The 22,514-nt window shown below is 70.9% G+C and carries 22 protein-coding genes; 5 read left to right on the top strand and 17 right to left on the bottom strand.

The annotated features are described in order from the left end of the window. Nucleotides 1–4: 4 nt before the first annotated feature. From ACN20J_RS41680 to ACN20J_RS41615, 14 genes are all read right to left on the bottom strand, one after another. Nucleotides 5–649: a 1-hydroxy-2-methyl-2-butenyl 4-diphosphate reductase gene (locus tag ACN20J_RS41680; RefSeq protein WP_419667974.1), complete on the bottom strand. Its 645-nt coding sequence runs from the start codon at nucleotides 647–649 to the stop codon at nucleotides 5–7. Next, entirely contained in the window at nucleotides 649–2,667 is a 2,019-nt protein-coding gene (gene shc / locus ACN20J_RS41675; RefSeq protein ID WP_189839537.1) for a squalene--hopene cyclase, read from the bottom strand. The genes ACN20J_RS41680 and shc overlap by 1 nt, the downstream gene beginning before the upstream one ends. A 112-nt stretch (nucleotides 2,668–2,779) precedes the next feature. Beyond that, on the bottom strand, nucleotides 2,780–3,910 hold the full coding sequence (locus tag ACN20J_RS41670) for a polyprenyl synthetase family protein (RefSeq protein WP_419667973.1): 1,131 nt from the start codon (nucleotides 3,908–3,910) through the stop codon (nucleotides 2,780–2,782). Then, nucleotides 3,907–5,331: a hydroxysqualene dehydroxylase HpnE gene (hpnE, locus tag ACN20J_RS41665; RefSeq protein ID WP_419667972.1), complete on the bottom strand. Its 1,425-nt coding sequence runs from the start codon at nucleotides 5,329–5,331 to the stop codon at nucleotides 3,907–3,909. Before hpnE ends, ACN20J_RS41670 begins: the two co-directional genes overlap by 4 nt. Further along, nucleotides 5,328–5,468 (bottom strand): DUF6380 family protein, encoded by a 141-nt coding sequence (locus ACN20J_RS41660; RefSeq protein WP_220451502.1) that lies wholly within the window; start codon nucleotides 5,466–5,468, stop codon nucleotides 5,328–5,330. The genes hpnE and ACN20J_RS41660 overlap by 4 nt, the downstream gene beginning before the upstream one ends. Beyond that, a complete protein-coding gene (gene hpnD, locus ACN20J_RS41655) occupies nucleotides 5,468–6,388 on the bottom strand; it encodes a presqualene diphosphate synthase HpnD (protein WP_307887923.1) in 921 nt (306 codons plus the stop codon). Before hpnD ends, ACN20J_RS41660 begins: the two co-directional genes overlap by 1 nt. Before the next feature lie 26 nt (nucleotides 6,389–6,414). After that, on the bottom strand, nucleotides 6,415–7,317 hold the full coding sequence (gene hpnC / locus ACN20J_RS41650) for a squalene synthase HpnC (protein ID WP_189839540.1): 903 nt from the start codon (nucleotides 7,315–7,317) through the stop codon (nucleotides 6,415–6,417). A gap of 374 nt (nucleotides 7,318–7,691) precedes the next feature. Then, the gene (locus ACN20J_RS41645) at nucleotides 7,692–8,471 is read right to left on the bottom strand and encodes an ABC transporter ATP-binding protein (protein WP_055616162.1); all 780 of its coding nucleotides are present in this window, start codon (nucleotides 8,469–8,471) and stop codon (nucleotides 7,692–7,694) included. Then, nucleotides 8,464–9,393 (bottom strand): ABC transporter permease, encoded by a 930-nt coding sequence (locus ACN20J_RS41640; protein WP_189839541.1) that lies wholly within the window; start codon nucleotides 9,391–9,393, stop codon nucleotides 8,464–8,466. Before ACN20J_RS41640 ends, ACN20J_RS41645 begins: the two co-directional genes overlap by 8 nt. A 98-nt stretch (nucleotides 9,394–9,491) precedes the next feature. Continuing rightward, entirely contained in the window at nucleotides 9,492–10,376 is an 885-nt protein-coding gene (locus ACN20J_RS41635; protein ID WP_190227417.1) for a glycosyltransferase family 2 protein, read from the bottom strand. After that, on the bottom strand, nucleotides 10,373–11,152 hold the full coding sequence (locus ACN20J_RS41630; protein ID WP_359712049.1) for a CDP-alcohol phosphatidyltransferase family protein: 780 nt from the start codon (nucleotides 11,150–11,152) through the stop codon (nucleotides 10,373–10,375). Before ACN20J_RS41630 ends, ACN20J_RS41635 begins: the two co-directional genes overlap by 4 nt. Then, entirely contained in the window at nucleotides 11,130–12,191 is a 1,062-nt protein-coding gene (locus ACN20J_RS41625) for an iron-containing alcohol dehydrogenase family protein (protein WP_361999274.1), read from the bottom strand. Before ACN20J_RS41625 ends, ACN20J_RS41630 begins: the two co-directional genes overlap by 23 nt. Then, entirely contained in the window at nucleotides 12,179–12,931 is a 753-nt protein-coding gene (locus ACN20J_RS41620) for a sugar phosphate nucleotidyltransferase (protein WP_190227414.1), read from the bottom strand. Before ACN20J_RS41620 ends, ACN20J_RS41625 begins: the two co-directional genes overlap by 13 nt. Beyond that, the gene (locus tag ACN20J_RS41615) at nucleotides 12,928–14,724 is read right to left on the bottom strand and encodes a DUF5941 domain-containing protein (RefSeq protein WP_419669048.1); all 1,797 of its coding nucleotides are present in this window, start codon (nucleotides 14,722–14,724) and stop codon (nucleotides 12,928–12,930) included. The genes ACN20J_RS41620 and ACN20J_RS41615 overlap by 4 nt, the downstream gene beginning before the upstream one ends. Nucleotides 14,725–15,058: 334 nt before the next feature. On the opposite strand from ACN20J_RS41615, the gene galE reads away from it, so the two are divergent. From galE to idi, 3 genes are all read left to right on the top strand, one after another. Next, on the top strand, nucleotides 15,059–16,039 hold the full coding sequence (galE, locus tag ACN20J_RS41610; protein ID WP_419667971.1) for a UDP-glucose 4-epimerase GalE: 981 nt from the start codon (nucleotides 15,059–15,061) through the stop codon (nucleotides 16,037–16,039). 170 nt (nucleotides 16,040–16,209) lie between these two features. After that, nucleotides 16,210–17,154, top strand: coding sequence for a cation diffusion facilitator family transporter (locus ACN20J_RS41605; protein ID WP_419667970.1), 945 nt, complete (start codon nucleotides 16,210–16,212; stop codon nucleotides 17,152–17,154). 333 nt (nucleotides 17,155–17,487) lie between these two features. Continuing rightward, nucleotides 17,488–18,081 (top strand): isopentenyl-diphosphate Delta-isomerase, encoded by a 594-nt coding sequence (gene idi / locus ACN20J_RS41600; protein ID WP_189839548.1) that lies wholly within the window; start codon nucleotides 17,488–17,490, stop codon nucleotides 18,079–18,081. 121 nt (nucleotides 18,082–18,202) lie between these two features. On the opposite strand, the gene ACN20J_RS41595 is transcribed toward idi, so the two are convergent. Further along, a complete protein-coding gene (locus ACN20J_RS41595) occupies nucleotides 18,203–18,712 on the bottom strand; it encodes an ATP-binding protein (protein WP_189839756.1) in 510 nt (169 codons plus the stop codon). Between the two features lie 295 nt (nucleotides 18,713–19,007). Between ACN20J_RS41595 and ACN20J_RS41590 the strand changes: the two genes are divergently transcribed. Further along, the gene (locus ACN20J_RS41590) at nucleotides 19,008–19,799 is read left to right on the top strand and encodes an enoyl-CoA hydratase/isomerase family protein (protein WP_419667969.1); all 792 of its coding nucleotides are present in this window, start codon (nucleotides 19,008–19,010) and stop codon (nucleotides 19,797–19,799) included. Here ACN20J_RS41590 and ACN20J_RS41585 read toward each other — a convergent pair. After that, a complete protein-coding gene (locus tag ACN20J_RS41585; RefSeq protein ID WP_419667968.1) occupies nucleotides 19,786–20,421 on the bottom strand; it encodes a DJ-1/PfpI family protein in 636 nt (211 codons plus the stop codon). The two genes, ACN20J_RS41590 and ACN20J_RS41585, sit on opposite strands and share 14 nt — an antisense overlap. 48 nt (nucleotides 20,422–20,469) lie before the next feature. After that, nucleotides 20,470–21,438, bottom strand: coding sequence for a GlxA family transcriptional regulator (locus tag ACN20J_RS41580; RefSeq protein WP_361921249.1), 969 nt, complete (start codon nucleotides 21,436–21,438; stop codon nucleotides 20,470–20,472). A gap of 148 nt (nucleotides 21,439–21,586) precedes the next feature. On the opposite strand from ACN20J_RS41580, the gene ACN20J_RS41575 reads away from it, so the two are divergent. After that, nucleotides 21,587–22,453, top strand: a complete 867-nt coding sequence (locus ACN20J_RS41575; protein WP_419667967.1) for an SCO6745 family protein — start codon at nucleotides 21,587–21,589, stop codon at nucleotides 22,451–22,453. The last annotated feature ends 61 nt before the right edge of the window (nucleotides 22,454–22,514 follow it).

The following is a 22,514-nucleotide window of genomic DNA, read 5'->3' as shown; positions in this document are numbered from 1 at the left end:
TGGCTCACCTCCTGGGGAGCAGCAAAGAACGGTGCCATTCGAAGAAAGCTGGAAGAACGGCACGAAGAACGCGGAAGGCTGATATTCCACCGCGCACCGTGCCGATCCGGACGAGTTCATGTTCTGGAGCGTCCACGACCACCCGGACGGCCGCAACCGGGCGCATGCCCGCGCGGACGGCGCTGTGGAGCGTGGCCGCCGACTCCATGTCGACCGCGATCGCGCCGGTCGCGAGCAGTTCCGACCGTTCCTGACCGCGGACGACGTGATCGGAGCCGGTGAGCGGCCCCGTGTGGACGGTGCGCCCGGGCAGGGCGCGTGCCAGTTCCTTGACGAGCAGTTCGGTGCCCACGCAGGGCGTGGTGCCCCGCGGGTCCCGGGTCTCGTCGGCGACGACCAGGTCCCCCGGGTGCATGCCGGGGGCGAGCCCGGCACAGAAGCCCGTGGCCAGGACGGCCGCCCCGCTCAGCGCGGGGCGGGCCAGAGCCCGGGTGACCGCCCGTTCGGCGGCACCCGGCCCCATGCCCGTACGCAGCACGGTGACCGGACCGTCGGCGCCGCCCCGGTCGCCGCCGGTGCGCAGGGCGAGCTGCTCGATGCCGAGCGCGCAGGCGATCAGCAGCGGGGCGGCGCCCGGTGTCGTGCTCATCAGCTCGCCCTGCCGAAGGCGCCCTGCCGGTCGGCGAACGGTTCGCCGTTGACGTACCGGCCCAGCGCGGTGAGCGGGAAGACCTGCCGGTAGAGGTGGTAGTTGATCGAGAAGTCCCACGGGAACCCCGTACCGGTGAAGTACGGCTCGTCCCAGGAGCCGTCCGCCAACTGGGTCTCCGCGAGCCAGGCGACACCGCGCTCGGCGGCCTTGGAGTCGCGCTCCCCAGCCGCGAGCAGCGCCAGCAGCGCCCACCCGGTCTGGGAGGCGGTCGAGGCGCCACGCCCGCTCCACTCGGCGACGTCGTCGTAGGAGCGCAGGTCCTCGCCCCAGCCGCCGTCGTCGTTCTGCACGGTCTCCAGCCACGCCACGGCCCGGCGGATCGCGGGATGCGATCCGGGCAGTCCGGCGGCGACCAGCGCGGGCACCACCGACCCGGTTCCGTATACGTAGTTGACGCCCCAGCGGCCGAACCAGGAGCCGTTCGCCTCCTGTTCGGCGAGCAGCCACTCGATGCCGCGGCGGGTGCGCGGGTCGTGGGACAGTCCCTCGACCGCGAGCATCTCCACGACGTGCGCGGTGACGTCGGCGGAGGGCGGGTCGATGACCTCGCCGAAGTCGCAGAACGGCAGCCGGTTGGGGAAGGGGCTGGTGTTGTCGACGTCGAAGGCGCCCCACGCGCCGTTCCTCGACTGCATGCCGAGGTTCCAGCGCACCCCGCGTCCGATGGCCTTCTCCATGCGCTCCGGGTCGTGGTGCTTGACGCGGCGCAGCGCGAGGACGACCTCGGCGGTGTCGTCGATGTCGGGGTAGTTGTCGTTGTGGAACTCGAACGCCCAGCCGCCAGGCGGCAGATGGGGCCGCTTGACCGCCCAGTCCCCCGGGCGGACGATCTCCTCTCCGAGCATCCAGTCCGCGGCCTTCACCAGCTGCGGGTGGTCGGCGGGCACGCCCGCGTCGGCGAGCGCGATGGTCGCCAGGCAGGTGTCCCACACCGGCGACTGGCAGGCCTCGATCATCCGGGCCCCGTCCTCGCGCCAGACGGTGAACCGGTCGAGGGACGCCAACCCCTCGCGCATCACCGGGTGTTGGAGGTCGTAGCCCAGCAGGTGCAGCGCGATGATCGAGTACACGGCGGGCGGCTGGATGCCTCCCCAGCAGCCGTCGTTCTCCTGCCGCTCGATGATCCAGCGGGCGGCGGTGTTCATCGCGGCCCTGCGGAGTCGGCGCGGTGCGACCTTGCGGTAGGTGTGCAGGGCCTTGTCGAGCCGCTGGAAGACCCCGTCCCAACTGCCCACGGGGGCAAGGGGCTTGACCGGGTTCGGGTTGTCCGCGTCGGTGTGCAGCTCGTCGAGGGGGAACGGCGCGGGCCGTACCGGACGCTTCGCCGAGACGACGGTGAGCGGCACGATGGTCTGCCGAGCCCAGCACCCGAAGTCGTAGATGTTGAGCGGCACCCACTTGGGGAAGTAGATGAGCTCCGGCGGGAGTTCGGGCAGGTCGTCCCACTTCCACCAGCCGAACAGGGCGAGCCAGATCCGGGTGAAGACCCGGGCCGAGGCGATGCCGCCCCGCTCGCGGATCCACGCGGACGCCCTCGCCATGTGCGGCTCGTCCGGCGCGTCACCGGCCAGCCGCAGGGCGACGTACGCCTCGATGGTGGTGGAGAGTTCGCCCGGTCCGCCGTAGAAGGTGGCCCAGGTGCCGTCCTCGCGCTGCTCGCCGCGGATGAAGAGGCCGGCGGCGCGGGTGGTCGCCTCGTCGCGGATCCCCAGGAACTGGCGCAGCAGCAGGTCTTCGGCGTCCATCGTGACGTTGGTCTCGAGATCGCCCTTCCACCAGCCCTGGGCGTCCTGCGTGGAGAGCAGGAAGTCGGTGGCGCGCAGTATCGCGCGCTCGGCGGCGTCTCGGGTGTCGACTGTCCCGGCCGCCTCGGGAGTCGTGACTTGTGTGGTTTCGCTGGCCGCGGCTGCCCGGGGCGGCAGGGCCCCGGTGCTTCCGTCGGTCGTCGCTGTCATGGCTTCCCCTTCGTGCAGTGGCATGTCTCTGCTGTGGGTCCGCCGTCGGCCGGTGCTCGTTCTCCCGCGGCACCGGCCGGCGACTACGCGAGGCTTATTCGACCGATAGTGATCATCTCTTTCGTACGACGACGAAGTCGGCGAGCTCCACGAACTGGGCCCGTACGTGGTCCGGCATGAGGATCGTGTCGAGCGCCTCGATGGCGATGGTGTGCTGGCGGCGCGCCTCCTTGGCGGTCCACTCGCGGCCGCCCGCCTCCTCGATGAGCGCGGCACGTACGGCGAACTCCTCCTCGGAGAAGTTCTCGAAGTCGCTGCTCTTGGCGTCCTCGGCGAGCAGTTCACCGAGACGGTCGGAGGCCGGGCCGCCCGCGGCGAGCGCGGCCACGACCGGCAGGGACTTCTTGCGCTGGCGCAGATCGCTCCAGGTCTGCTTGCCGGTGGCCACCGGGTCGCCCCAGATGCCGAGCAGGTCGTCGACGGCCTGGAAGGCGAGGCCGAGGTGGTAGCCGTACTTCTCCAGGGTGTCGGCGGTGACGTCGTCGGCGCCGCCGAGGACCGCGCCGATGGAGCAGGCGCAGGCGAGCAGGGCGCCCGTCTTGTTGCCCTCCATCTCCAGGCACTCCTCGACGCTGACCCGGTCGCGGTGCTCGTAGGAGATGTCCTGCGCCTGGCCGTCGATCAGGGCGCGGGTGGCGGTGGTCAGGCGGCGCGTGGCCCGGCCCGCCTCGACCGTGCCGAGCTCCAGGAGCAGCTCGTTGGCCAGCGCGAACAGGGCGTCGCCGACGAGGATGGCCTGGGCGGGGCCGTGCACCTTCCAGACGGTGTCACGGTGGCGGCGCTGCTCGTCGCCGTCCATCAGGTCGTCGTGCAGGAGCGAGAAGTTGTGCACCAGTTCAACGGCGACCGCGCCCGGCACGCCCACCTCGGGGGCCGCACCGGCGGCCTCGGCGGACATGACGGCGAGGGCGGGGCGTACGGCCTTGCCGCCGTCTCCCTCCGCGGGGTTGCCTTCGGCGTCGATCCAGCCGAAGTGGTAGGCGGCGACGGTGTCCATGGGAGGGGCGAGGCGGTTGATGGCCGCCCTCAGTACCGGAGTGGCCAGGGTCCGGCCGCGCTCCAGGAGCGCGGTCACGTCCACCGCGTCGGCAGCCGTCGATGCCGGGGGCACAGTGGGCACAGTCTCTCCTCTTGTGGTGATACGGGGGGTGCGGGGGCCCGCCGCGCTCAGTTCGAGCGTCACGCCGCCTCCTCGAAGAGCTCGAAGAGGTGGTCGCGGGGCCGGCCCAGGGCGCTCAGCGCGGCGTCCGCCGCACTCACGCCACTGCGGACCGCACTCTCCATGGTCGCGGGCCACCCTGTGGCGGTCCACGCGCCGGCCAGGTAGAGGCCGGGTGCCTTGGTGCGGGCGCCGGGCCGCAGCCGCCCGACGCCGGGGGTCGGAGCGAACGTCGCCGTGCGCTCCCTGGTCACGAAGAAGTCCCGGACCTCGGCGCCGCGGGTGCCGGGCAGCAGCCGCTCCAGCTCCGGCAGGTACCGCTCGCGCAGTGCCGAGACGGGTTCGTCGATCTCGTCCTGCGCGGCCGACTGCGACAGCGCGAGGTACTGGCCGTCCGAGAGGCCGGACGCCTCGGTCCGGTCGAAGACCCACTGCACCGGCGAGCCGAGCGCGGCGAAGAACGGCCGACCGAGCACCTTGCGGTCGTACACGACGTGGATGTTGAGGATCGGCGCCGTACCGATGTCGAGGAGCTGTTCAGGGGCGTCGAGGGCGCCGTCGGGCAGCAGATCGTGGGCCTCGCGCTGCGGTACGGCGAGCACGACGGCGTCGGCGTCGAGCGTCTCGCCGGGAACCTGAACGCTCCAACGCCCGTTCTCGTGAAGGGAGATGGAGGTGACCCGTGTCCGGAGTTCGGTACGGACGCCCGCGGAGTCGAGCGCCTTGCGGGCCAGCCGGTCGTGCAGTTCACCCAGCGGGACGCGAGCCCAGCCGATGTCGGCCGCGCCCGGATCGGACAGCAGACCGGTCTTGAACACCATCGCGGCGAGGGCGAGCGACGAGTCGCCGGCCACCGCGTTGAGGGTGGCGACCCCCACCAGGTCCCACAGTGCCTCGATGGCACGCTCCGACTGACCGTGCGCGGCCAGCCAGGTGCCGAAGTTCTGCGCGTCGAGCGCCGGATCCGCGAGGTCCAGGCCCTTGAGGGCCAGCGCGGCACGTCCTACTTTGGCGCGCTCGGCGAGCGACAGATGGGGATACGTCGCGAGGCTTTTCGCCAGATGCAGCGGTACGGGCAGGGCCGTGCGGCCGATTCTGCCGAGTCTGCGTCCGGGTTTCGCCTCCGCGTCGAGAACGGGCACGTCGAGACGATCCTGCAGGGGAGCAAGCTCTGCTCCGTCGACGCGGTCGAGGAACCAGCGGTACGCGGTGCAGCAGCGCAGATACACATGCTGGCCGTTGTCCACGGTGAGGGCGCCGCGCTGGAAGGAGAAGGCCAGCCCGCCGAGGCGCGGCCTGCCCTCCACCAGCGTCACGCGCACCCCGGAGTCGGCGAGCGCGAGCGCGGTGGTGATTCCGGCGAGCCCCCCGCCGACCACCACGGCCGTCGCCGGGCGGCTCCGCTGATCCGCGTCGAGCCCCTCGTCCTGCGTCGTGTCGTTCATCGTGCACCTTCCCCCGAAGCCGGGCCGTGCTGATCGAGCAGTGCACGGTCGGCCGTTGAAGTCAGGGACGCGGTCCCCGACCGGAGGGTTGCGCGCCGTTTCCCGGGACTTGCGTCATCTTGGCCCAAAGTGTCCATCAAGCGCGCCTCCTGATGGTTCGGCGCGAGACGTGCCGGGCGTCGAGACCGGAAAGGCCCCGCACGGCGACGTACGCCTTCTCCCGGCCGGGCAGCGAGACGCGGCCGCGCAGGACGGCCTCCGGCTCGCGCTCGATGCGGTCGAGGAGGCGGCGGTAGATGCCGGCCATGGCGGCGACGCAGGCGCCGCTGCGGCGGTCCAGCATGGGCAGCAGCCGGTAGCCCTCCGCGAAAAGGGCGCGGGCCCGTCGCACTTCGAAGTGGACGAGGCCCGCGAAGTCGGAGCCGGCCGGTGGATACGCTCCGTCGAAGCCGGCCGAGCAGCCGAATTTCGCCAGGTCGTCCGCTGGAAGATAGGTACGCCCGTCCTCCGCGTCCTCGCGAACGTCCCTGAGGATGTTGGTGAGTTGCAGCGCGAGCCCGAGCGTGTCGGCGTACTCCGGCGCCCGCTCGGCGCCGCGCGCCCCCGGTTCCGTGCCGAAGACGCCCAGCGAGAGGCGGCCGATGGCCCCGGCCACGCAGCGGCAGTAGACCTTGAGGTCGTCCCAGGTCTCGTAGGTCTCGCCGCGGACGTCCATCAGGACGCCGTCGATCAGTTCGTCGAGGCCGTCGAGCGGGACCGGGAAGTGGTCCGCCGTGTGGCTGAGGGCGACCGCGACCGGGTCGGTGTCGTCCTCGTCCACGGAGCGGTCGCGGACCCGGGCGAGCAGCGCCCGGGTGTCTTCGAGGCGCGCGGCCTTGACGTCGGGAGCGAGCGTGCCGTCCCCGATGTCGTCGACGCGGCGCGAGAACGCGTACAGCGCCGACATGGCGCGACGCTTGGGCGTCGGCAGCAGTCTGATGCCGTACGCGAAATTGCGGGCCTGCTGCCCGGTGATCGCCTCGCAGTAGCTATATGCGGCGAGTACCGGTGCGGACATGTGCGGCGGAGCCTCCACGGTCCGGATCACCCCTCTCCTCGCAGAGTCACTCCCACCTCGCGCAGCAACTGGATCTTGCCGGGCTTGGGCGGGCCGGAAAGTACGTCGTATTCGGCGGCGGCAATCGCACGGATTGCCGCCCTTCCTCCTGCAACGAAGCCCGCGAGCAGCAGCCTCAGCCTGCCGTGGACGCTACCCACGAGGGGGGTGCCTTCATTCAGGAGGTTCAGGGCGCGTTCTGCTTCGTATGCAACCAGTGCGCGCACCGATGCGCCTGCCGTGGCCGTGGCGAGATCCGCCTCCTGGACATGAAAGCGCTTCATGTCCTCGGCGGGCAGATAGATACGGTCGCGGTCCAGATCCTCGGCGACGTCCTGGAGGTGCTCGACGATCTGCAGTGCCGTGCAGACGGCGTCCGAGCGGCGGACCCGCTCGGGGGTCGAGGTGCCGGTGACCGAGAGGACCAGTCGGCCGACGGGGTTCGCGGACAGTTCGCAGTAGGCGACGAGGTCGTCGTAGGTCTCGTACCGCTTGACGAGCTGGTCCTGGCGGTTCGCCGCGATGAGGCCGAGGAAGGGCTCGGGGGTGAGCCCGGTGCGGCGGACCGTCGGCTGGAGGCGGCGCAGGAGCGGGTGGCGCGGGGTCGCGTCGAAGACCCTGTGGAGGTCGGTCTCGAAGGCGTCGAGGAGGAGCAGCCGGTCCTCGGCCTCCTCGGGGGACACACCCAGGAGGCGGGCGTCGGCACCGCCGGGGGCCAGGTCTCCGTCACCGATGTCGTCGACCAGGCGGGCGAAGCCGTAGACGGCCATCAGGTCGGCGCGCCAGGCCCTGGGCAGGAAGAACGGTGCCACGGGGAAGTTCTCGTCCGTGGCCTTGTCCAGGGTGCTGCGCTCCGGGTCACCGGCGCGCGCCGTCCCGGCTGGCGTCACCGCTCACTGCCCGGGCCGGGAACGGCACAAGCGAAGACGGCACGCGCACAGCTGAGCTGGAGAGTTTCCGTAGCCATTGCCGTCACATCTCCCGTTCTACACTGCCGACCCAATACAGACTATTTCGGACACGCCGCCCGGGCGTCCGCGCAGCAGACCCTATGCCGGGTGTCGCGCATTATCGCCCTACTTGCCGCGAATCAGCACCGGTACAGCTTACGTTGTACAACCCGGCATGCCTCGTCGGGGTGTCCTGCACATCACAACAAGACACCGATTGGCGTCAAGATTCCCAAGGACGCCCAGAGTTGGCGTTTCCTTTGCAGACGCAGGGCCCCGCCGGAACGTTCCGACGGGGCCCTGGGCGATTCGGGCTACTTGCCCGTGAACTTCTCGTACTCCTTGATGACCTCGTCGGTCGGGCCGTCCAGGCGCAGCTCGCCGCGCTCCAGCCACAGGACGCGGTCGCACGTGTCACGGATCGACTTGTTGTTGTGGCTGACGAGGAAGACCGTGCCCGCGCTCTTGCGCAGCTCGCGGATGCGGGCTTCGGAGCGCTTCTGGAAGGAGCGGTCGCCGGTCGCCAGGGCCTCGTCGATCATCAGGACGTCGTGGTCCTTGGCCGCCGCGATGGAGAACCGCAGACGGGCGGCCATGCCGGAGGAGTAGGTGCGCATCGGCAGGGTGATGAAGTCGCCCTTCTCGTTGATGCCCGAGAAGTCGACGATGTCCTGGTAGCGCTCCCGGACCTGCTCGCGGGACATCCCCATGGCGAGCCCACCGAGGATGACGTTCCGCTCGCCCGTGAGGTCGTTCATCAGTGCCGCGTTGACGCCGAGGAGCGAGGGCTGGCCGTCGGTGTAGACGTGCCCCTTCTCGGCGGGGAGCAGGCCCGCGATGGCCCGCAGCAGGGTGGACTTGCCGGAGCCGTTGGAGCCGATCAGGCCGATGGCCTCGCCGCGGTAGGCCTTGAAGGAGACCCCCCGGACGGCGTGCACCTTGCGGACGCCACGGTCCTCGCCGCGCTTGATTATGCGGCTGAGTGCCGCGGTGGCGCTGCCCTTGCCGGTCTTGGCGCCGTTGACCCGGTAGACGATGTGCAACTCGTCCGCGATGACGGTGGGGATCTGGCCCACGGTGTTTTCCTCAGCCACGGCCGTAGCGCTCCTCAGCCTTCCAGAAGTACACGAATCCGCCGACGGCGACGAGGAGGGCCCAGCCGGCCGAGACCGCCCACACGTGCGGGGGCAGGTTCTCGGAACCGTAACCGTCGATCAGCGCGAAGCGCATCAGGTCCATGTAGATGGCGGCCGGGTTCCACTGGAGGATGTCGGCGATCCAGGCGGGGTGCTTCTCCAGCATCACGGGGATCGAGAACATCACGCCGGACGCGTACATCCACGTACGCATCACGAACGGCATGAGCTGCGCGAGGTCCGGGGTCTTGGCGCCCATCCGGGCCATGATCAACGCGAGGCCGGTGTTGAAGAGGAACTGCAGGGCGAGCACCGGGACGATCAGGAGCCAGGACAGGCCCGGGTAGCTGCCGAAGCCGACCGCCACGACGAACAGCACGATCATCGAGAAGAGCAGCTGCTGGAGCTGCTGCAGCGAGAACGAGATCGGCAGCGCGGCGCGCGGGAAGTGCAGCGCCCTGACCAGGCCGAGGTTCCCGGAGATCGCGCGGACGCCCGCCATCACCGAGCTCTGCGTGAAGGTGAAGACGAAGACGCCCGTCACCAGGAACGGGATGTAGACCTCCTGGGGCATGCCGCGGTCGGCGCCCAGGATCAGGCCGAAGATCAGGAAGTACACGAGTGCGTTCAGCAGCGGTGTGGCCACCTGCCAGAGCTGGCCGAGCTTGGCCTGGCTGTACTGGGCGGTCAGCTTCGCCTGCGAGAAGGCAAGGATGAAGTGACGCCGTCCCCAGAGCTGGCGGACGTACTCGACGAGTCCGGGCCGGGCGCCGCTGACGGCAAGCCCGTACTTGGCGGCGAGGTCCGCCGCGGAGAGCCCTTCATCGGGCGACGGAGGGGCGCTCACCGCGACACCACCGTCATGCGTTGTCTCACTCACAAGTGGAAACTTTCGTCCTCAAGATACGCAGCCTGGTCGGGCGTAGGCCAAAGCCAGGGACCGGGGTACGGCCCGAATGCTCTCAGATTTCGAGCTTGTCAGATGACGGGTGGCCGGCCCAGTCTGGTCAGGCGCCATACCGTACGCCACTTCATGGGGCGCCGGGGGCCGCACGGACTGGTCCAGCCCTCCTTGAAACCACCGAACCAGGCTTTCAGCGCGGGGCGGGAGGGGCGACGGGCGAGGGTCAGCAGCATCCACACGCCGAGGTACACGGGAACCAGCGGCGCGGGCAGATTGCGACGGGCCAGCCAGACACGGTTGCGGGCGACCATCCGGTGGTAGATCGCGTGCCGCGAGGGTGCGGTCGTGGGGTGGTACAGCACCATGTCCGAGCGGTAGTCGATCATCCAGCCCGCGTCGAGGGCACGCCAGGCGAGGTCGGTCTCCTCGTGGGCGTAGAAGAACTCGTCGGGCAGTCCGCCGACCTGGCCGAGCACCTTCGTACGGACGGCGTTGGCGCCGCCGAGGAAGGTCGTGACGCGCGAGTTGCGCATCGGGTCGGAGGCGCGCAGCCGGGGTACGTGGCGGCGCTGGGTGACCCCGGTCTCGGGGTCGGCGATGCGGAAGCTGATGATGCCGAGCTCCGGGTCCGCCTCGAAGGCCTGCCGGCAGAGCTCCGCCGTGTCGTGGTTCGCCAGGAGGCCGTCGTCGTCCAGGAAGAGAAGGACGTCCACGTCGGTGCCGCCGGGGCCGAACGCCTCGATGCCGACGTTGCGTCCGCCGGGGATGCCGAGGTTCTCGGCCAGCTCGACCGTCCGTACGCCCGCGGGGACGTCCGGTACGGGCGAGCCGTTGCCGACCACGACCACCTCGACCGGGTCGCCGTCCTGCTTGGCGACCGAGTCGAGGAGGGCACGGAGTTCGTCGGGGCGGTTGCCCATGGTGATGATCACCGCGCCGACCTTCATGGCCGTGCTCACTTCAGCCTGCTCGAAGCGAGGATGGACACCAGGTGCAGCACGGTCTGCAGCATCGCGATACCGGCCAGGACCGCGACGCCGAGCCGCGAGAAGAACAGGTCGTCCCTGACCGTGTCCAGGACCGCGAGGACCAGGATCAGCAGGGAGGCCTCTATGCCGAGGACGAGCCGGTGGAACTTGAGCGCGCCGGCGGCCCGGCGGGCCAGCGCCATGCCGGAGGAGCGCGGCTCGGACGCCGATTCCTGGACCGGCTCCTTGCCGGTCTGGTGCCGGGCGACACCGACGAGGTCGGTCTCGGACTTGATCAGAATGGCGCCGAGGGCGGCCAAGGTGCCGAGGAAGGCCCACAGCCAGTCGATCCGTCCGGTGCCCCACAGGTCCGCGGCGCGCAGGCCGAAGCCGACCAGGACCGCGGCGTCGCACAGGTAGGCGGCGACGCGGTCGACGTACACCCCGGTCATCGAGTACTGCTTGCGCCAGCGGGCGATCTCGCCGTCGACGCAGTCGAACAGCAGATACAGCTGGACCATCAGTACGCCGAGCAGGGCGCCCGGGATGCCCGGCACCAGCAGGGCCGGGGCGGCGAGCACGCCGAAGACGGTCATCACGTAGGTCAGCTGGTTGGGCGTGACCCGGGTGTTCACCAGGTGCCGGTCGATGCGCAGCGAGATCTCGCGCATGTAGAGCCGGCCTCCCCAGTGCTCGCCGCTCCGCCGGTCCTTCACACCCGGAGGGTGAACGACCGGGCGGAGCTCAGCTACCGATGGCTTTTGCATAGTCGGCGTATGCGTCCCTGATCTGGTCGGTGGACAGGTCGAGGTGTTCGAGGATCGTGTAGCGGCCCGGCCGGGTCGACGGAGCGAACTCCACGACCTGGACGAACTCCTCCACGGTGAAGCCGATCTCCTCCGGGAGCACGGGGAGGCCGTGGCGGTGGAGGACCTCCGCCATGTACGCGGACTCCTCACGGGCCCCGCGCAGGTGCATCGCGAAGGCCGCGCCCATGCCGCACTGCTCGCCGTGGCTGGCAGCCCGCTTGGGGAAGAGCAGGTCGAAGGCGTGGTTGATCTCGTGGCAGGCGCCGGACGCCGGGCGGGAGTCGCCCGCGACCGACATGGAGATGCCGGTGAGGACCAGGCCCTCGGCGAGCACCTGCAGGAAGGCGTCGTCGCCGACCCCGCCCGGGTGCCGCAGCACGGCCTCGCCGGCCTGGCGGGCCATCGCGGCGGCCAGGCCGTCGATCGCCTCGCCCTTCTCGCGGTTGGCCAGCTCCCAGTCCGCGACCGCGGAGATGTTGGACAGGGCGTCGCCGATGCCGGAGCGCACGAAGCGGACAGGGGCCTCACGGATCACGTCGAGGTCGATGATGACCGCGATCGGGTTCGGCACACCGTAGGAACCGCGGCCCGCGTCGTTGTCCAGGGTCGCGACCGGCGAGCACAGACCGTCGTGCGAGAGGTTCGTCGCGACGGCGACCAGCGGGAGGCCGATGCGTGCCGCGGCGAACTTCGCGCAGTCGATGATCTTGCCGCCGCCGAGGCCGACGACAGCGTCGTAGTGCCCCTTCTTCATGACGTCGGCGAGCTTGATCGCGTCGTCCAGGGTGCCGCCGCCGACCTCGAACCAGTCGGCGCCCGGCATCGCCGGGGCCAGCCGGTCACGCAGCTTGGCTCCCGAGCCGCCGCTGATCGCGACGGCCAGCTTGCCGGAGTGCGAGATGCGCTGGTCGGCGAGGACACTCGCCAGGTCGTCCAGGGCCCCCGGACGGATGTCGACGACGACCGGCGAGGGGATGAGCCTCGTCAGTACTGGCACGCGATTTCACGTCCCTTGGCGAGGTCGTCGTGGTTGTCGATCTCGACCCACTTGATGTCGCCGATGGGGGCCACGTCGATGCGGAAGCCGCGGTTCACGAGCTCCTGGTAGCCGTGCTCGTAGAACTGCTGGGGGTCGGTCTCGAAGACCGTCTTCAGCGCGTCGGCGAGCTCGTCGGCCGCGTCGCCCTCGATGAGGGTGACGCCGATGTACTCACCGGTCGCCTCGGCCGGGTCCATCAGCTTGGTGATCTTGGTCATGCCGCCCTCGGGGCCGACGACGACCTTCATCTCCTCGTCGGCGAGGGACTTCACCGTGTCGAGGGCGAGGATGATCTTCTTGCCGTCGCCGCGGGCGGCGAGCAGGGTCTTCTCGACGGAGACCGGGTGCACGGTGTCGCCGTTGGCGAGGATCACCGAGTGCTTGATGGCGTCACGGCCGCACCACAGGGAGTAGGCGTTGTTCCACTCCTCGGCCTTGTCGTTGTCGATCAGCGTGATCTTGACGCCGTACTTCTGCTCCAGCGCCTCGCGACGCTCGTAGACGGCTTCCTTGCGGTAACCGACGATGATCGCGACCTCGGTCAGGCCGATCTCGGCGAAGTTGCCGAGCGTGAGGTCGAGCACGGTGATGCTGTCCTCGTTGCCCTCGGGTCCCACCGGCACCAGTGCCTTGGGCAGGGTGTCGGTGTAGGGGCGCAGACGCCGTCCGGCGCCGGCAGCCAGCACGAGGCCGATCATGCGGGTTCTCCTTCATCGTGTACGGCGGGTGCGCCGAGTTTGTGGGCGGTCACCCAGAAGCGGATGCTCTCGACGAGCACCACGAGCGCCACGGCCACGGCGAGAGCCGTGAGCGCGACCTTGAAATCTGTGGCGGTGAGCAGCGCGGCCAGGACGGTGACCAGCAGCGTCCTGCCTTCGTGCCCGCCGATCGCCCGCACCAGCCAGTGCGGCGGCGCGCCGGCGTTGCCGCGGATGCGGTACACCGTGTCGTAGTGATGGTAGGCGACGGCCGCCACCAGCCCGAAAGCCGCGGGAAGGGCTCCGTTCACATCGGCTTTGGCCGCCAGTACCAGAACGGTCCCGTATTCGGCCGCCCGGTAGAACGGCGGAACCAGCCAGTCCAGGGCGCCCTTCAGGGGCCGCTGGAGGGCCACGGGCGACAGCAGGACGTACACGCCGGCGCCCAGGACGGGCCACCAACTGCCGTACGGGGAAAGCCAGGAGGCGCCCACGACGAGCGCACCGGCGATCAGGGCGACGGCGGCCGGGCCGCTGACGCGCACTCCGCGCGTCAGGCGGGCCAGGAACTCGGCGAGCGGACCGGAGTCGGTGAGGTCGGCCAGGGCCTGGGCGGCCCGGTCGGTGCGCTGTGCCTTGCGGGTCAGGGACCTGAGCACCCGGCCCGCGGTCGTGTACGTCGCCGCGAAGGCGCAGCCGATCAGCAGCACGTAGAAGGTGATGCGGGGCGTCGTGACAGCCGTGAGGACGGCGATCATCGCCCAGCGCTCGCCGATGGGCAGCACGATCATGCGGCGCAGCCAGACCGTCCAGCCGACGCTGTCGAGCCGTCCCGAAAGAGCCGCGGTGGGGCTGGTGTTGGCGGTGGCGTCGTGGTTCGCCTCGTTGAAGGAGAAGTCGACGACGTGCCGGCAGGTCTGCAGGACCATCGCGCCGAGGGCGAGCGCCCAGACGTCGTCGCCACCGCGGGCCGCGCCGAGGGCGAGGCCCGCGTAGTAGGCGTACTCCTTGGCGCGGTCGAAGGTCGCGTCGAGCCAGGCGCCGAGCGTGGAGTACTGCAGGGAGTACCGGGCGAGCTGGCCGTCCGTGCAGTCGAGGACGAAGGAGAAGAGGAGCAGCAGCCCGGCGGCGACATAGCCGGCGCGGGTGCCGGTCGCCGCGCAGCCCGCCGCGATCAGCGCGGTGATCAGCGAGGCCGTGGTGACCTGGTTCGGCGTGAAGCCGCGGCGGGCGCACCAGCGGGCGAGGTAGCGGGAGTACGGGCTGATGCAGTACGTCGTGAAGAAGCCGTCGCGGGACTTCACGGCCGTACGCAGCCGGATCGCCTCGTCGTCCACGACGGTGACGGCCTGCCGGGCCTCGTTGCGGGCCTGCGGGTCCCTCGGGACCTCGGCGACGAGTTCGCCGAGCTCGGGGCGGTGCAGGTCGGTGTCGAGGACCTCCGCGATCCGCTCGGCGAGGATGCCGACCACCACCGAGCCGTTCGAGGCGTCGTCGGAGGCGGTGCGCAGCGCGCGGGTCAGCGCCGGACGGGCCGCGGGCCGGGCGGTGACGGCACCGGGGATCGCGGCGGCGTCGAAGCGCGGGTCGGTCAGGCCGAGCCGCAGCGCGTGGACGTGCCCCACGAAACGGGCGTCGACGACGGCGACCCGCTGGTCTGCCGGGACGGCGGCGAGGAGTGTCTCGGCGTCGGCCGCGTCAGTGGCGACCCGTACGTCGAAGCCGAGCGACCGGAGATCGTTCTCGAGCGACGACCCGGGGACCGGCTGACCGGTGAGGATGGCGGTCGACAGACGAACTCACTCCTCTGGGTTCCGGCGTACGCCGACGCCGGGCATGTGCGTGGTGGGGGGCGCCCCAGGCCAGGAACGGCCGGGCGGCGTGTCGGCAGAGGCTATCGGATGATGGGAACGGACCGTTCACCGGCCGTTCACGGCCCGATCAACAGGGTCTGCTGTGCCGCGTCCGCCGCGATCATCATCGGGGATCCGGGCCCCGGCCCACAAACCACGGCTGATTCCACCGCAATTCATGGCATAGCTCCCGTCATGGTTCTTGTGGTCGCTTGCCCCACCTCACGCCCGCGCGCCGATCCGACCGCGCGGGACCGGCATAGGGTTGGCGTCCATGACATGGCTGATCACAGGCGGAGCTGGATACATCGGGGCACACGTGGTGCGTGCCATGACCGGGGCCGGGGAGCGCGTGATCGCGCTGGACGACCTCTCGGCCGGCGTCCCCGCGCGACTGCCCGACGACATCCCTCTGGTCCAGGGCTCGTCGCTGGACGGGGAACTGCTGAAGCGGGTGCTCGCCGAGCACGCGGTGACGGGTGTGGTGCACCTGGCCGCGCGCAAGCAGGTCGGCGAGTCCGTGGCCCAGCCCACGCGCTACTACCAGGAGAACGTCGGAGGGCTCGCCACGCTCCTGGAGGCGGTCGCCGGGGCGGGCATCGAGCGCTTCCTCTTCTCCTCCTCCGCCGCCGTCTACGGCAACCCGGATGTGGATCTCATCACGGAGGACACCCCCTGCGTCCCGGTGAACCCCTACGGCGAGACGAAGCTCGCCGGTGAGTGGCTGGTCCGGGCGGCGGGCCGCGCGCACGGCATCGCGACGGTCTGCCTGCGCTACTTCAACGTGGCGGGCGCGGCCACGCCCGAGCTGGCGGACACCGGGGTCTTCAACGTGGTCCCGATGGTCTTCGACCGGCTCACCCGTGACGAGGCCCCGCGGATCTTCGGCGACGACTATCCGACGCCGGACGGCACCTGCGTACGCGACTACATCCACGTCGCCGACCTCGCCGAGGCACATCTCGCGGCGGCCCGGCGGCTGACCTCGGCGGGTGCCGGGAGCGGGACGGGCGACCTGACGGTCAACATCGGCCGCGGCGAGGGGGTTTCGGTGCGCGAGCTCGTGACGCTCATCGGCGAGGTCAGCGGTGACAGCCGTCCGGCACTCGTCGAGCCGCGCCGGGCGGGCGACGCCCCGCGCGCGGTCGCCTCGGCCGCGCTGGCCGCCGAGAAGCTGGAGTGGACCGCGCGCCGCGGGGTGCGCGAGATGGTCGAGTCGGCCTGGGAGGGCTGGCGGCTGCACCACTCCGGATGACCCGCCGGAGGCCCCACGGGACCATCGGGCCCCCGCTCTGACCTGCGGACCGTTTCCGCAGGTCAGAGCATATGACAACGGTGTTCAGTACCGCGTTGCACATACCCCCCACCCGTAGTTCACTGGAGATCGCCGACAGGGCGTCGGGGCGATCTCGGAGGGTGGTTCTCATGGGGGCCGGTCACAGTCACGGGCATGCGCACGGCGCCGACGGCGGGGGTGGGGGCACGGCGGCAGCGGCGTACCGCGGGAGGCTGCGCGTCGCGCTGTGGATCACGCTCACCGTCATGGTGGTCGAGATCGTCGGCGGGATCGTCGCGAACTCGCTCGCGCTCGTCGCGGACGCGGCGCACATGGCGACGGACGCGCTCGGCCTCGCCATGGCGCTGCTCGCGATCCACTTCGCGGGCCGCCCGCCGAGCGGAAACCGCACCTTCGGGTACGCCCGCGCCGAGATCCTCGCCGCGCTCGCGAACTGTCTGCTGCTGCTCGGGGTGGGCGGCTATGTCCTGTACGAGGCGGTCCAGCGCTTCGTGACCCCGACGGAGACCGAGGGCGGACTGACCGCGGTGTTCGGCCTGATCGGTCTGGTCGCGAACATGATCTCGCTGTCGCTGCTCATGCGCGGCCAGAAAGAGAGCCTGAACGTACGCGGTGCGTTCCTGGAGGTCGCCGCGGACGCGCTGGGCTCGCTGGCGGTGCTGGTCTCCGCCGTCCTGGTCCTGACCACGGGCTGGCAGGCCGCCGACCCGGTCGCCTCGATCGTCATCGGCCTGATGATCGTTCCTCGTACGTGGAAGCTGCTGCGGGAGACGCTGAACGTGCTCCTGGAGGCGGCGCCCGAGGACGTCGACATGGCCGCGGTGCGCTCGCACATTCGTGCGCTGCCGGGAGTCGAGGGCGTCCACGATCTGCATGCCTGGACGATCACCTCGGGGCTGCCGGTGCTCTCCGCGCACGTGGTCGTCGGAGCCGAGGCGCTCGACACCATCGGCCACGAGAAGATGCTGCACGAGCTGCGGACGTGCCTCGGCGACCACTTCGACGTGGAGCACTGCACCTTCCAGCTGGAGCCCGACGGGCACGCGGCGCACGAGCTGCGCGTCTGCCACTGAGCTGCGGGTACGGGCGGGACGTACGTCCGGTGACGGAGGCGACACGGGCGCGTGAGGGCGGTCGGGGTGCACGGCGTACCGACCTCGGGTTACGGCATCCGGCCCGGATTCCAGGTGCCGGAAGCAGCGGTGACGGCACCTGACCGGACGGTTCCGCCCCGGTGGGGGCGGGCACGATCAGGTGTCCGGCCGCTTTCGGCGTCCGACCGGCGCAGGCCGCGTTGCCCGGTTCGGCCGAGGGGCGGAACCGGACATGCGGGACTCCGCGTGATGCCGGGAGTGCCGGTTTCGTACGGCAGACTTGGGGCTTGAAGACCGATGCGAAGGATGGGTATGCCGATCACACCTGCCACCGCGACGCACAGTTCGTCGAACGGCACCGCCGAAGCCATCTTGCTCGAACTGGTAGACGAGGACGGCACCACGATCGGCACGGCGGAGAAGCTCACGGCCCATCAGCCGCCCGGGCAGCTGCACCGGGCGTTCTCCGTGTTCCTCTTCGACGAGCGGGGGCGGCTGCTGCTCCAGCAGCGGGCTCTCGGCAAGTACCACTCCCCCGGTGTCTGGTCCAACACGTGCTGCGGTCACCCGTACCCCGGCGAGGCGCCCTTCGCGGCAGCCGCGCGGCGGACGTACGAGGAGCTTGGGGTCTCGCCGTCGCTGCTCGCCGAGGCGGGAACCGTGCGGTACAACCACCCCGATCCGAAGTCGGGGCTGGTCGAGCAGGAGTTCAATCACCTGTTCGTGGGGATGGTGCAGTCCGTCGTGCGGCCGGATCCGGAGGAGGTGGGGTCCACGGCGTTCGTGACCGCGGGGGAGCTCGTGGAGCGGCATGCGGCGGATCCGTTCTCCGCGTGGTTCATGACCGTGCTGGATTCGGCCCGGCCGGCGATTCGGGAGTTGACCGGGGCCGCGGCGGGTTGGTGACCGTCCGTATCTGAAGTGGCTGCGGGGCCGTGTGGCTGGTTGCGCCCAGGCGGCGGAACCGCAGGATGACACAGCCCCGCGCCCCTAAAGAGGGGCGCGGCAGGCCGTCCCCCGTGCCCTCTCACATGGCTCGTACAGGTGTGAGTGGGAGCGCCGACCAGATCACCTTGCCCCCCGTCGCCGTGTGTTCCACGTCGCAGACGCCTCCCGCCTCCCTTGTGACCTCGCGGACCAGGAGGAGGCCCCGGCCGCCGGTCTGGCCGTGGTCGGCCTCCAGGGCGGTCGGGCGGTAGGGGTGGTTGTCCTCGACCGAGACGCGCACCCACTCGGCGCCGACGGCGATCTCCACGGCGAGCACCGGGGAGAGCAGTGCCGCGTGCCGGACCGCGTTGGTGACCAGCTCCGAGACGATCAGCAGGAGCCCCTGGATCAGCTCGTCCGAGACGGGTACGCCCTGGCGGGCCAGCAGGTCACGGACGGCGTGCCGCGCCTGCGGTACCGAGGCGTCGACGGCCGGAGCGGTGAAGCGCCAGACCCCCTCGTACGGCAGCGGGCCCGGCGGTCTGACGTCGGGAGGCAACTCCCCGCCGCCTTCAGGGCGTGGGCCGGACCCCCGCCCCTGGTCGTCCATCGTCCGGTCGCCGCCCTTGCGCTCGATTGTCACCACACGTCGAGTGTTGGTAACGCGCTGGTCCGTACCGGATAACTGAACAGAAGTCAGCGAGTATCGGCGATTTCTGATCACCGATGCGTGACACCGTCACCTGTGGGACCGGTCCTGTCCGTCTTGTGCCGAATCCGGAACTCTTCGGGTTGTACGGGTTAGCTCCGGGACCACATCGCGACGCGCCGCCCGCCGTACCGGTCGTCACGAGCCCGAGGTCCGCTTGATCGTGCGTTCGACGAGGGCGGATAGCATCCCGCGTATGGAGCCGCAGCTGCTGCACAGCGTCGCCGACGGGGTCGCCACCGTCGTCATCCACCACCCGGCGAAGCGCAACGCCATGACGGCGGACATGTGGCGGGCGCTGCCGCCGCTGCTCGACACCCTGGCCGCCGACCCCGCCGTACGCGTGCTCGTGCTGACCGGTGAGGGCGGGACGTTCTGTGCCGGGGCCGACATCTCCTCGCTGCGGAGTTCGTCGGGCGAGGCGCAGGGATTGGCCGTACGGGCCGAAGAGGCGCTCGCCGCGTTCGCCAAGCCGACGCTCGCCGCCGTACGCGGCTACTGCGTGGGCGGTGGGTGTCAGCTCGCGGCTGCGTGCGATCTGCGGTTCGCGGACGAGGAGGCGTCGTTCGGGATCACTCCGGCGAAGCTGGGGATCGTCTACGCGGCCTCCTCCACCCGGCGGTTGGTGTCCCTCGTGGGGCCCGCCACCGCCAAGTACCTGCTGTTCTCGGGTGAGTTGATCGACGCCGAGCGTGCGCTGCGCACCGGTCTGGTGGACGAGGTGCTGCCGGGCGGCGAACTCGACAAGCGGGTCGCGGAGTTCAGCCGGATCCTCGTCTCGCGTTCGCAGCTCACGCAGGCCGCAGCGAAGGAGTTCGCCGACGGGCGTACGGACCGGGACGACTACTGGGCGCGGCAGGCGCGCGACGGCGGCGACACCGCGGAGGGGGTCGCCGCCTTCCTGGAGCGCCGCCGGCCCGACTTCACCTGGACCACGCCCGCGCCCGCGTCCGAGCCCACGTCTACGTCTACGTCTACGTCACGTTGAAGCGGCTGTCCGAACGGAACCGCTCGACGAGGTGGGCCGGGGCCTTCTGCGGTGAGCCCGCGTCGTAGGGCGGCTGCGGGTCGTACTCCGTCAACAGCTGTACCGCCTGGGCCTGTTCGTCGCCCGCGATCCTGCCGAGCAGCGTGAGTCCCATGTCGATGCCGGACGAGACGCCGGCCGCCGTAACGTACTTGCCGTCGGTGACGACCCGCTCCCCGGTCGGCTCGGCGCCGAAGTTCTTCAGGTGGTCGAGGGCCAGCCAGTGGGAGGTCGCGCGCCGGCCCTCCAGGAGCCCGGCCGCCGCGAGCAGCAGTGAACCGGTGCACACGGAAGTCGTCCAGGTGCTCGTGGCGTCCGCCGCGCGCAGCCAGTCGAGGAGCACCTCGTTGTCCATCTGCGGGGTCTGGCCGGGGCCGCCGGGGACCACGACGATGTCCGGCGTCGAGACCTCGGCGAGGGTTTTGTCGGCGGTGATGGCCAGGTTGCCGGTGTCCGTGCGGACGGGGCCCGATTGCTCGGCGACGAAGACCGTTTCCGAGCCTGGGAGGCGGCCCAGGGTTTCGTAGGGGCCTACTGCGTCCAGGGCTGTGAAGCGGTCGAAGAGGACGATGGCGATCTGCATGGCGAGCCTTTCCGTTGAGGGGCGGGGCCGTCGTGGGCCGGCGCCTGATCACGAGGTCCGTGTCGTGTGGAAACGGCGGCGGTACTCCGCCGGAGGTGCGCCCAAGGTCCTGATGAAGGCCCGGCGCATCGCCTCCGGGGTGCCGTAGCCGCTCGCCCGGGCGATCTGTTCGATGCCGTCCGTGGTGTCCTCCAGCAGGCGGCGGGCGTGTTCGAGGCGGACGGTGTCGACGTAGCGGCCCGGGGTCATGCCCGTCTCGGACTGGAAGGCGCGGGCGAAGTGGCGGGGCGACAGGCGGGCGCGGGCCGCGAGCGACTCGACGCACAGGTCGTCGCCGGGGTGCTCGGTGATCCAGTGCTGGACTTCGCGGAGGGGTTCGCGGCGGGCCGTCTGCGCGGAGAGCTGGGCGCTGAACTGGGCCTGGTTCCCCGGGCGCCGGAGGAAGACGACGAGGTGCCGGGCGACGCTGAGCGCGGCGTCCCGGCCGAGGTCCTCCTCGACCAGCGCGAGGGCGAGGTCGATCCCGGCGGTGACACCGGCCGAGGTGGCCACATGGCCGTCGCGTACGTAGATGGGGTCCGGATCGACCTCGATGGCCGGGTGGTCGCGGGCGAGCCGGTCGCAGTACGCCCAGTGGGTGGTCACGCGGCGGCCGTCCAGGAGGCCCGCCTCCGCGAGCAGGATGGCGCCGGTGCAGACGGAGACCAGGCGGTCGGCGCGCGGGCCGTGCTCGCGCAACCAGTCGATCACGCGCGGATCGGGACCGCGCGTGCCCCTGCCTCCCGGGACGAGCAGGGTGTGCGGCGCCGGGGCCCCGGCCAGGGCGTGGTCCGGGACGAGGGTCAGGCCGCTCGAGGTGCGTACGGGAGCTCCGTCCAGGGAGGCGGTCCGGATGCGGTACGTCTCTCCTGGCTCGCCGGCGTAGGTGTCCGCGCCGGTGAAGACCTCGACGGGGCCCGTGACGTCCAGGCTCTGGACGCCGTCGAAGAGGACGACGAGGACGGTTCGGTACGCCATGAGGTCGATTCTTCGCGGGCGGCGGGATGGCCGCAATGACGAACATCCCACCTTTCCTGCCATCGGGGCACAGGTGGAGGGCCGGACGACCGACCCGATCGTCGCCCCACCATTCCGCACGTACCAACCAGTCGGTAACGTGCGAGGCATGACCACAGCCCTGCCGGAGCGTGCCGGACGCCGATGTCACAACGTCCTCAATCCCCTGCACTCGACCCACTACTTCTCGCCCGATCTCGCGGAGCAGCTGGCCGGGGTCGGTGTCACGGACCCCAGGGCCGCGTACTTCGCGGTGCGTGCCGCGGCCATGGGGCCGGTGGGCGCGGGCACGGTGACGGCGACGTTCTACAACTTCCGCCACGACCTGGTGGCGCTGCATGTGCCCGAGGTGTGGCGGACCGCCTCTCCGGAGGTGGTGCTCGCGGCACGCGCGCGTGCCGTGGACGCGACGCTGCGCCGGCTGCTCGGGGACGAGATGCTCGCGTCCAAGGAGGTCGCCGAGGCGGCGGAGCTCGCGCTGCGCGCGGCCGAGGCGTGCACCCGTACCGCCCGCCCGCTGTACGCCGCGCACGCCGATCTGCCGGTCCCCGGCGAGCCGCACCTCGCGCTGTGGCACGCGGCCACGCTGCTCCGCGAACACCGCGGCGACGGGCATCTCGCGGCGCTGCTCGACGCGGAACTCGACCCCCTGGAGGCGCTGGTGAGCCACACCGCGACCGGCAAGGGGATGGCCCCGAGGTGGGTCCTCGGCACGCGCGGCTGGGCCCGCGAGGACTGGGACGCGGCGGTGGACCGGCTCAAGGAGCGCGGACTGCTGAACGCCGAGGGCGAGTTGACGGATGTGGGCGTCGCCCTGCGCAAGGAGATCGAGTCGCGGACGGACCGCCTCGACGCGGCTCCGTACGAGCATCTGGGCGCCCCGGGCGTCGAACGCCTCACCGAGCTGGCCACGGGGCTGCTCATGGCGGCGATGGCCGCGGGGGCGTTCCCGGAGGGCATGATCGGCAAGAACTGAGTGCGGCGGGACCACGACGGAGGGGCCCGGCGGGGCCGCGGCAGAGGGGCCCGTCGTCGGG

The sequence above is a fragment of the Streptomyces sp. 2-1 genome (assembly GCF_048564895.1).
Lineage (GTDB): Bacteria > Actinomycetota > Actinomycetes > Streptomycetales > Streptomycetaceae > Streptomyces > Streptomyces phaeochromogenes.
Note: the sequence above shows the minus strand (reverse complement) of the source record. Positions and strands in the feature narration are given on the sequence as shown.

What these genes read in the sequence shown, in the direction of transcription:
- ACN20J_RS41620 (WP_190227414.1), bottom strand. Translation starts at nt 12,931, where the DNA reads ATGATCGGCCTCGTGCTGGCTGCCGGCGCCGGACGGCGTCTGCGCCCC.
- ACN20J_RS41575 (WP_419667967.1), top strand. Translation starts at nt 21,587, where the DNA reads ATGACCACAGCCCTGCCGGAGCGTGCCGGACGCCGATGTCACAACGTC.
- hpnE (WP_419667972.1), bottom strand. Translation starts at nt 5,331, where the DNA reads ATGAACGACACGACGCAGGACGAGGGGCTCGACGCGGATCAGCGGAGC.
- shc (WP_189839537.1), bottom strand. Translation starts at nt 2,667, where the DNA reads ATGACAGCGACGACCGACGGAAGCACCGGGGCCCTGCCGCCCCGGGCA.
- ACN20J_RS41590 (WP_419667969.1), top strand. Translation starts at nt 19,008, where the DNA reads ATGGAGCCGCAGCTGCTGCACAGCGTCGCCGACGGGGTCGCCACCGTC.
- hpnD (WP_307887923.1), bottom strand. Translation starts at nt 6,388, where the DNA reads ATGTCCGCACCGGTACTCGCCGCATATAGCTACTGCGAGGCGATCACC.
- ACN20J_RS41595 (WP_189839756.1), bottom strand. Translation starts at nt 18,712, where the DNA reads ATGGACGACCAGGGGCGGGGGTCCGGCCCACGCCCTGAAGGCGGCGGG.
- ACN20J_RS41630 (WP_359712049.1), bottom strand. Translation starts at nt 11,152, where the DNA reads ATGCAAAAGCCATCGGTAGCTGAGCTCCGCCCGGTCGTTCACCCTCCG.
- ACN20J_RS41580 (WP_361921249.1), bottom strand. Translation starts at nt 21,438, where the DNA reads ATGGCGTACCGAACCGTCCTCGTCGTCCTCTTCGACGGCGTCCAGAGC.
- ACN20J_RS41585 (WP_419667968.1), bottom strand. Translation starts at nt 20,421, where the DNA reads ATGCAGATCGCCATCGTCCTCTTCGACCGCTTCACAGCCCTGGACGCA.
- ACN20J_RS41680 (WP_419667974.1), bottom strand. Translation starts at nt 649, where the DNA reads ATGAGCACGACACCGGGCGCCGCCCCGCTGCTGATCGCCTGCGCGCTC.
- galE (WP_419667971.1), top strand. Translation starts at nt 15,059, where the DNA reads ATGACATGGCTGATCACAGGCGGAGCTGGATACATCGGGGCACACGTG.
- ACN20J_RS41605 (WP_419667970.1), top strand. Translation starts at nt 16,210, where the DNA reads ATGGGGGCCGGTCACAGTCACGGGCATGCGCACGGCGCCGACGGCGGG.
- idi (WP_189839548.1), top strand. Translation starts at nt 17,488, where the DNA reads ATGCCGATCACACCTGCCACCGCGACGCACAGTTCGTCGAACGGCACC.
- ACN20J_RS41660 (WP_220451502.1), bottom strand. Translation starts at nt 5,468, where the DNA reads ATGGACACTTTGGGCCAAGATGACGCAAGTCCCGGGAAACGGCGCGCA.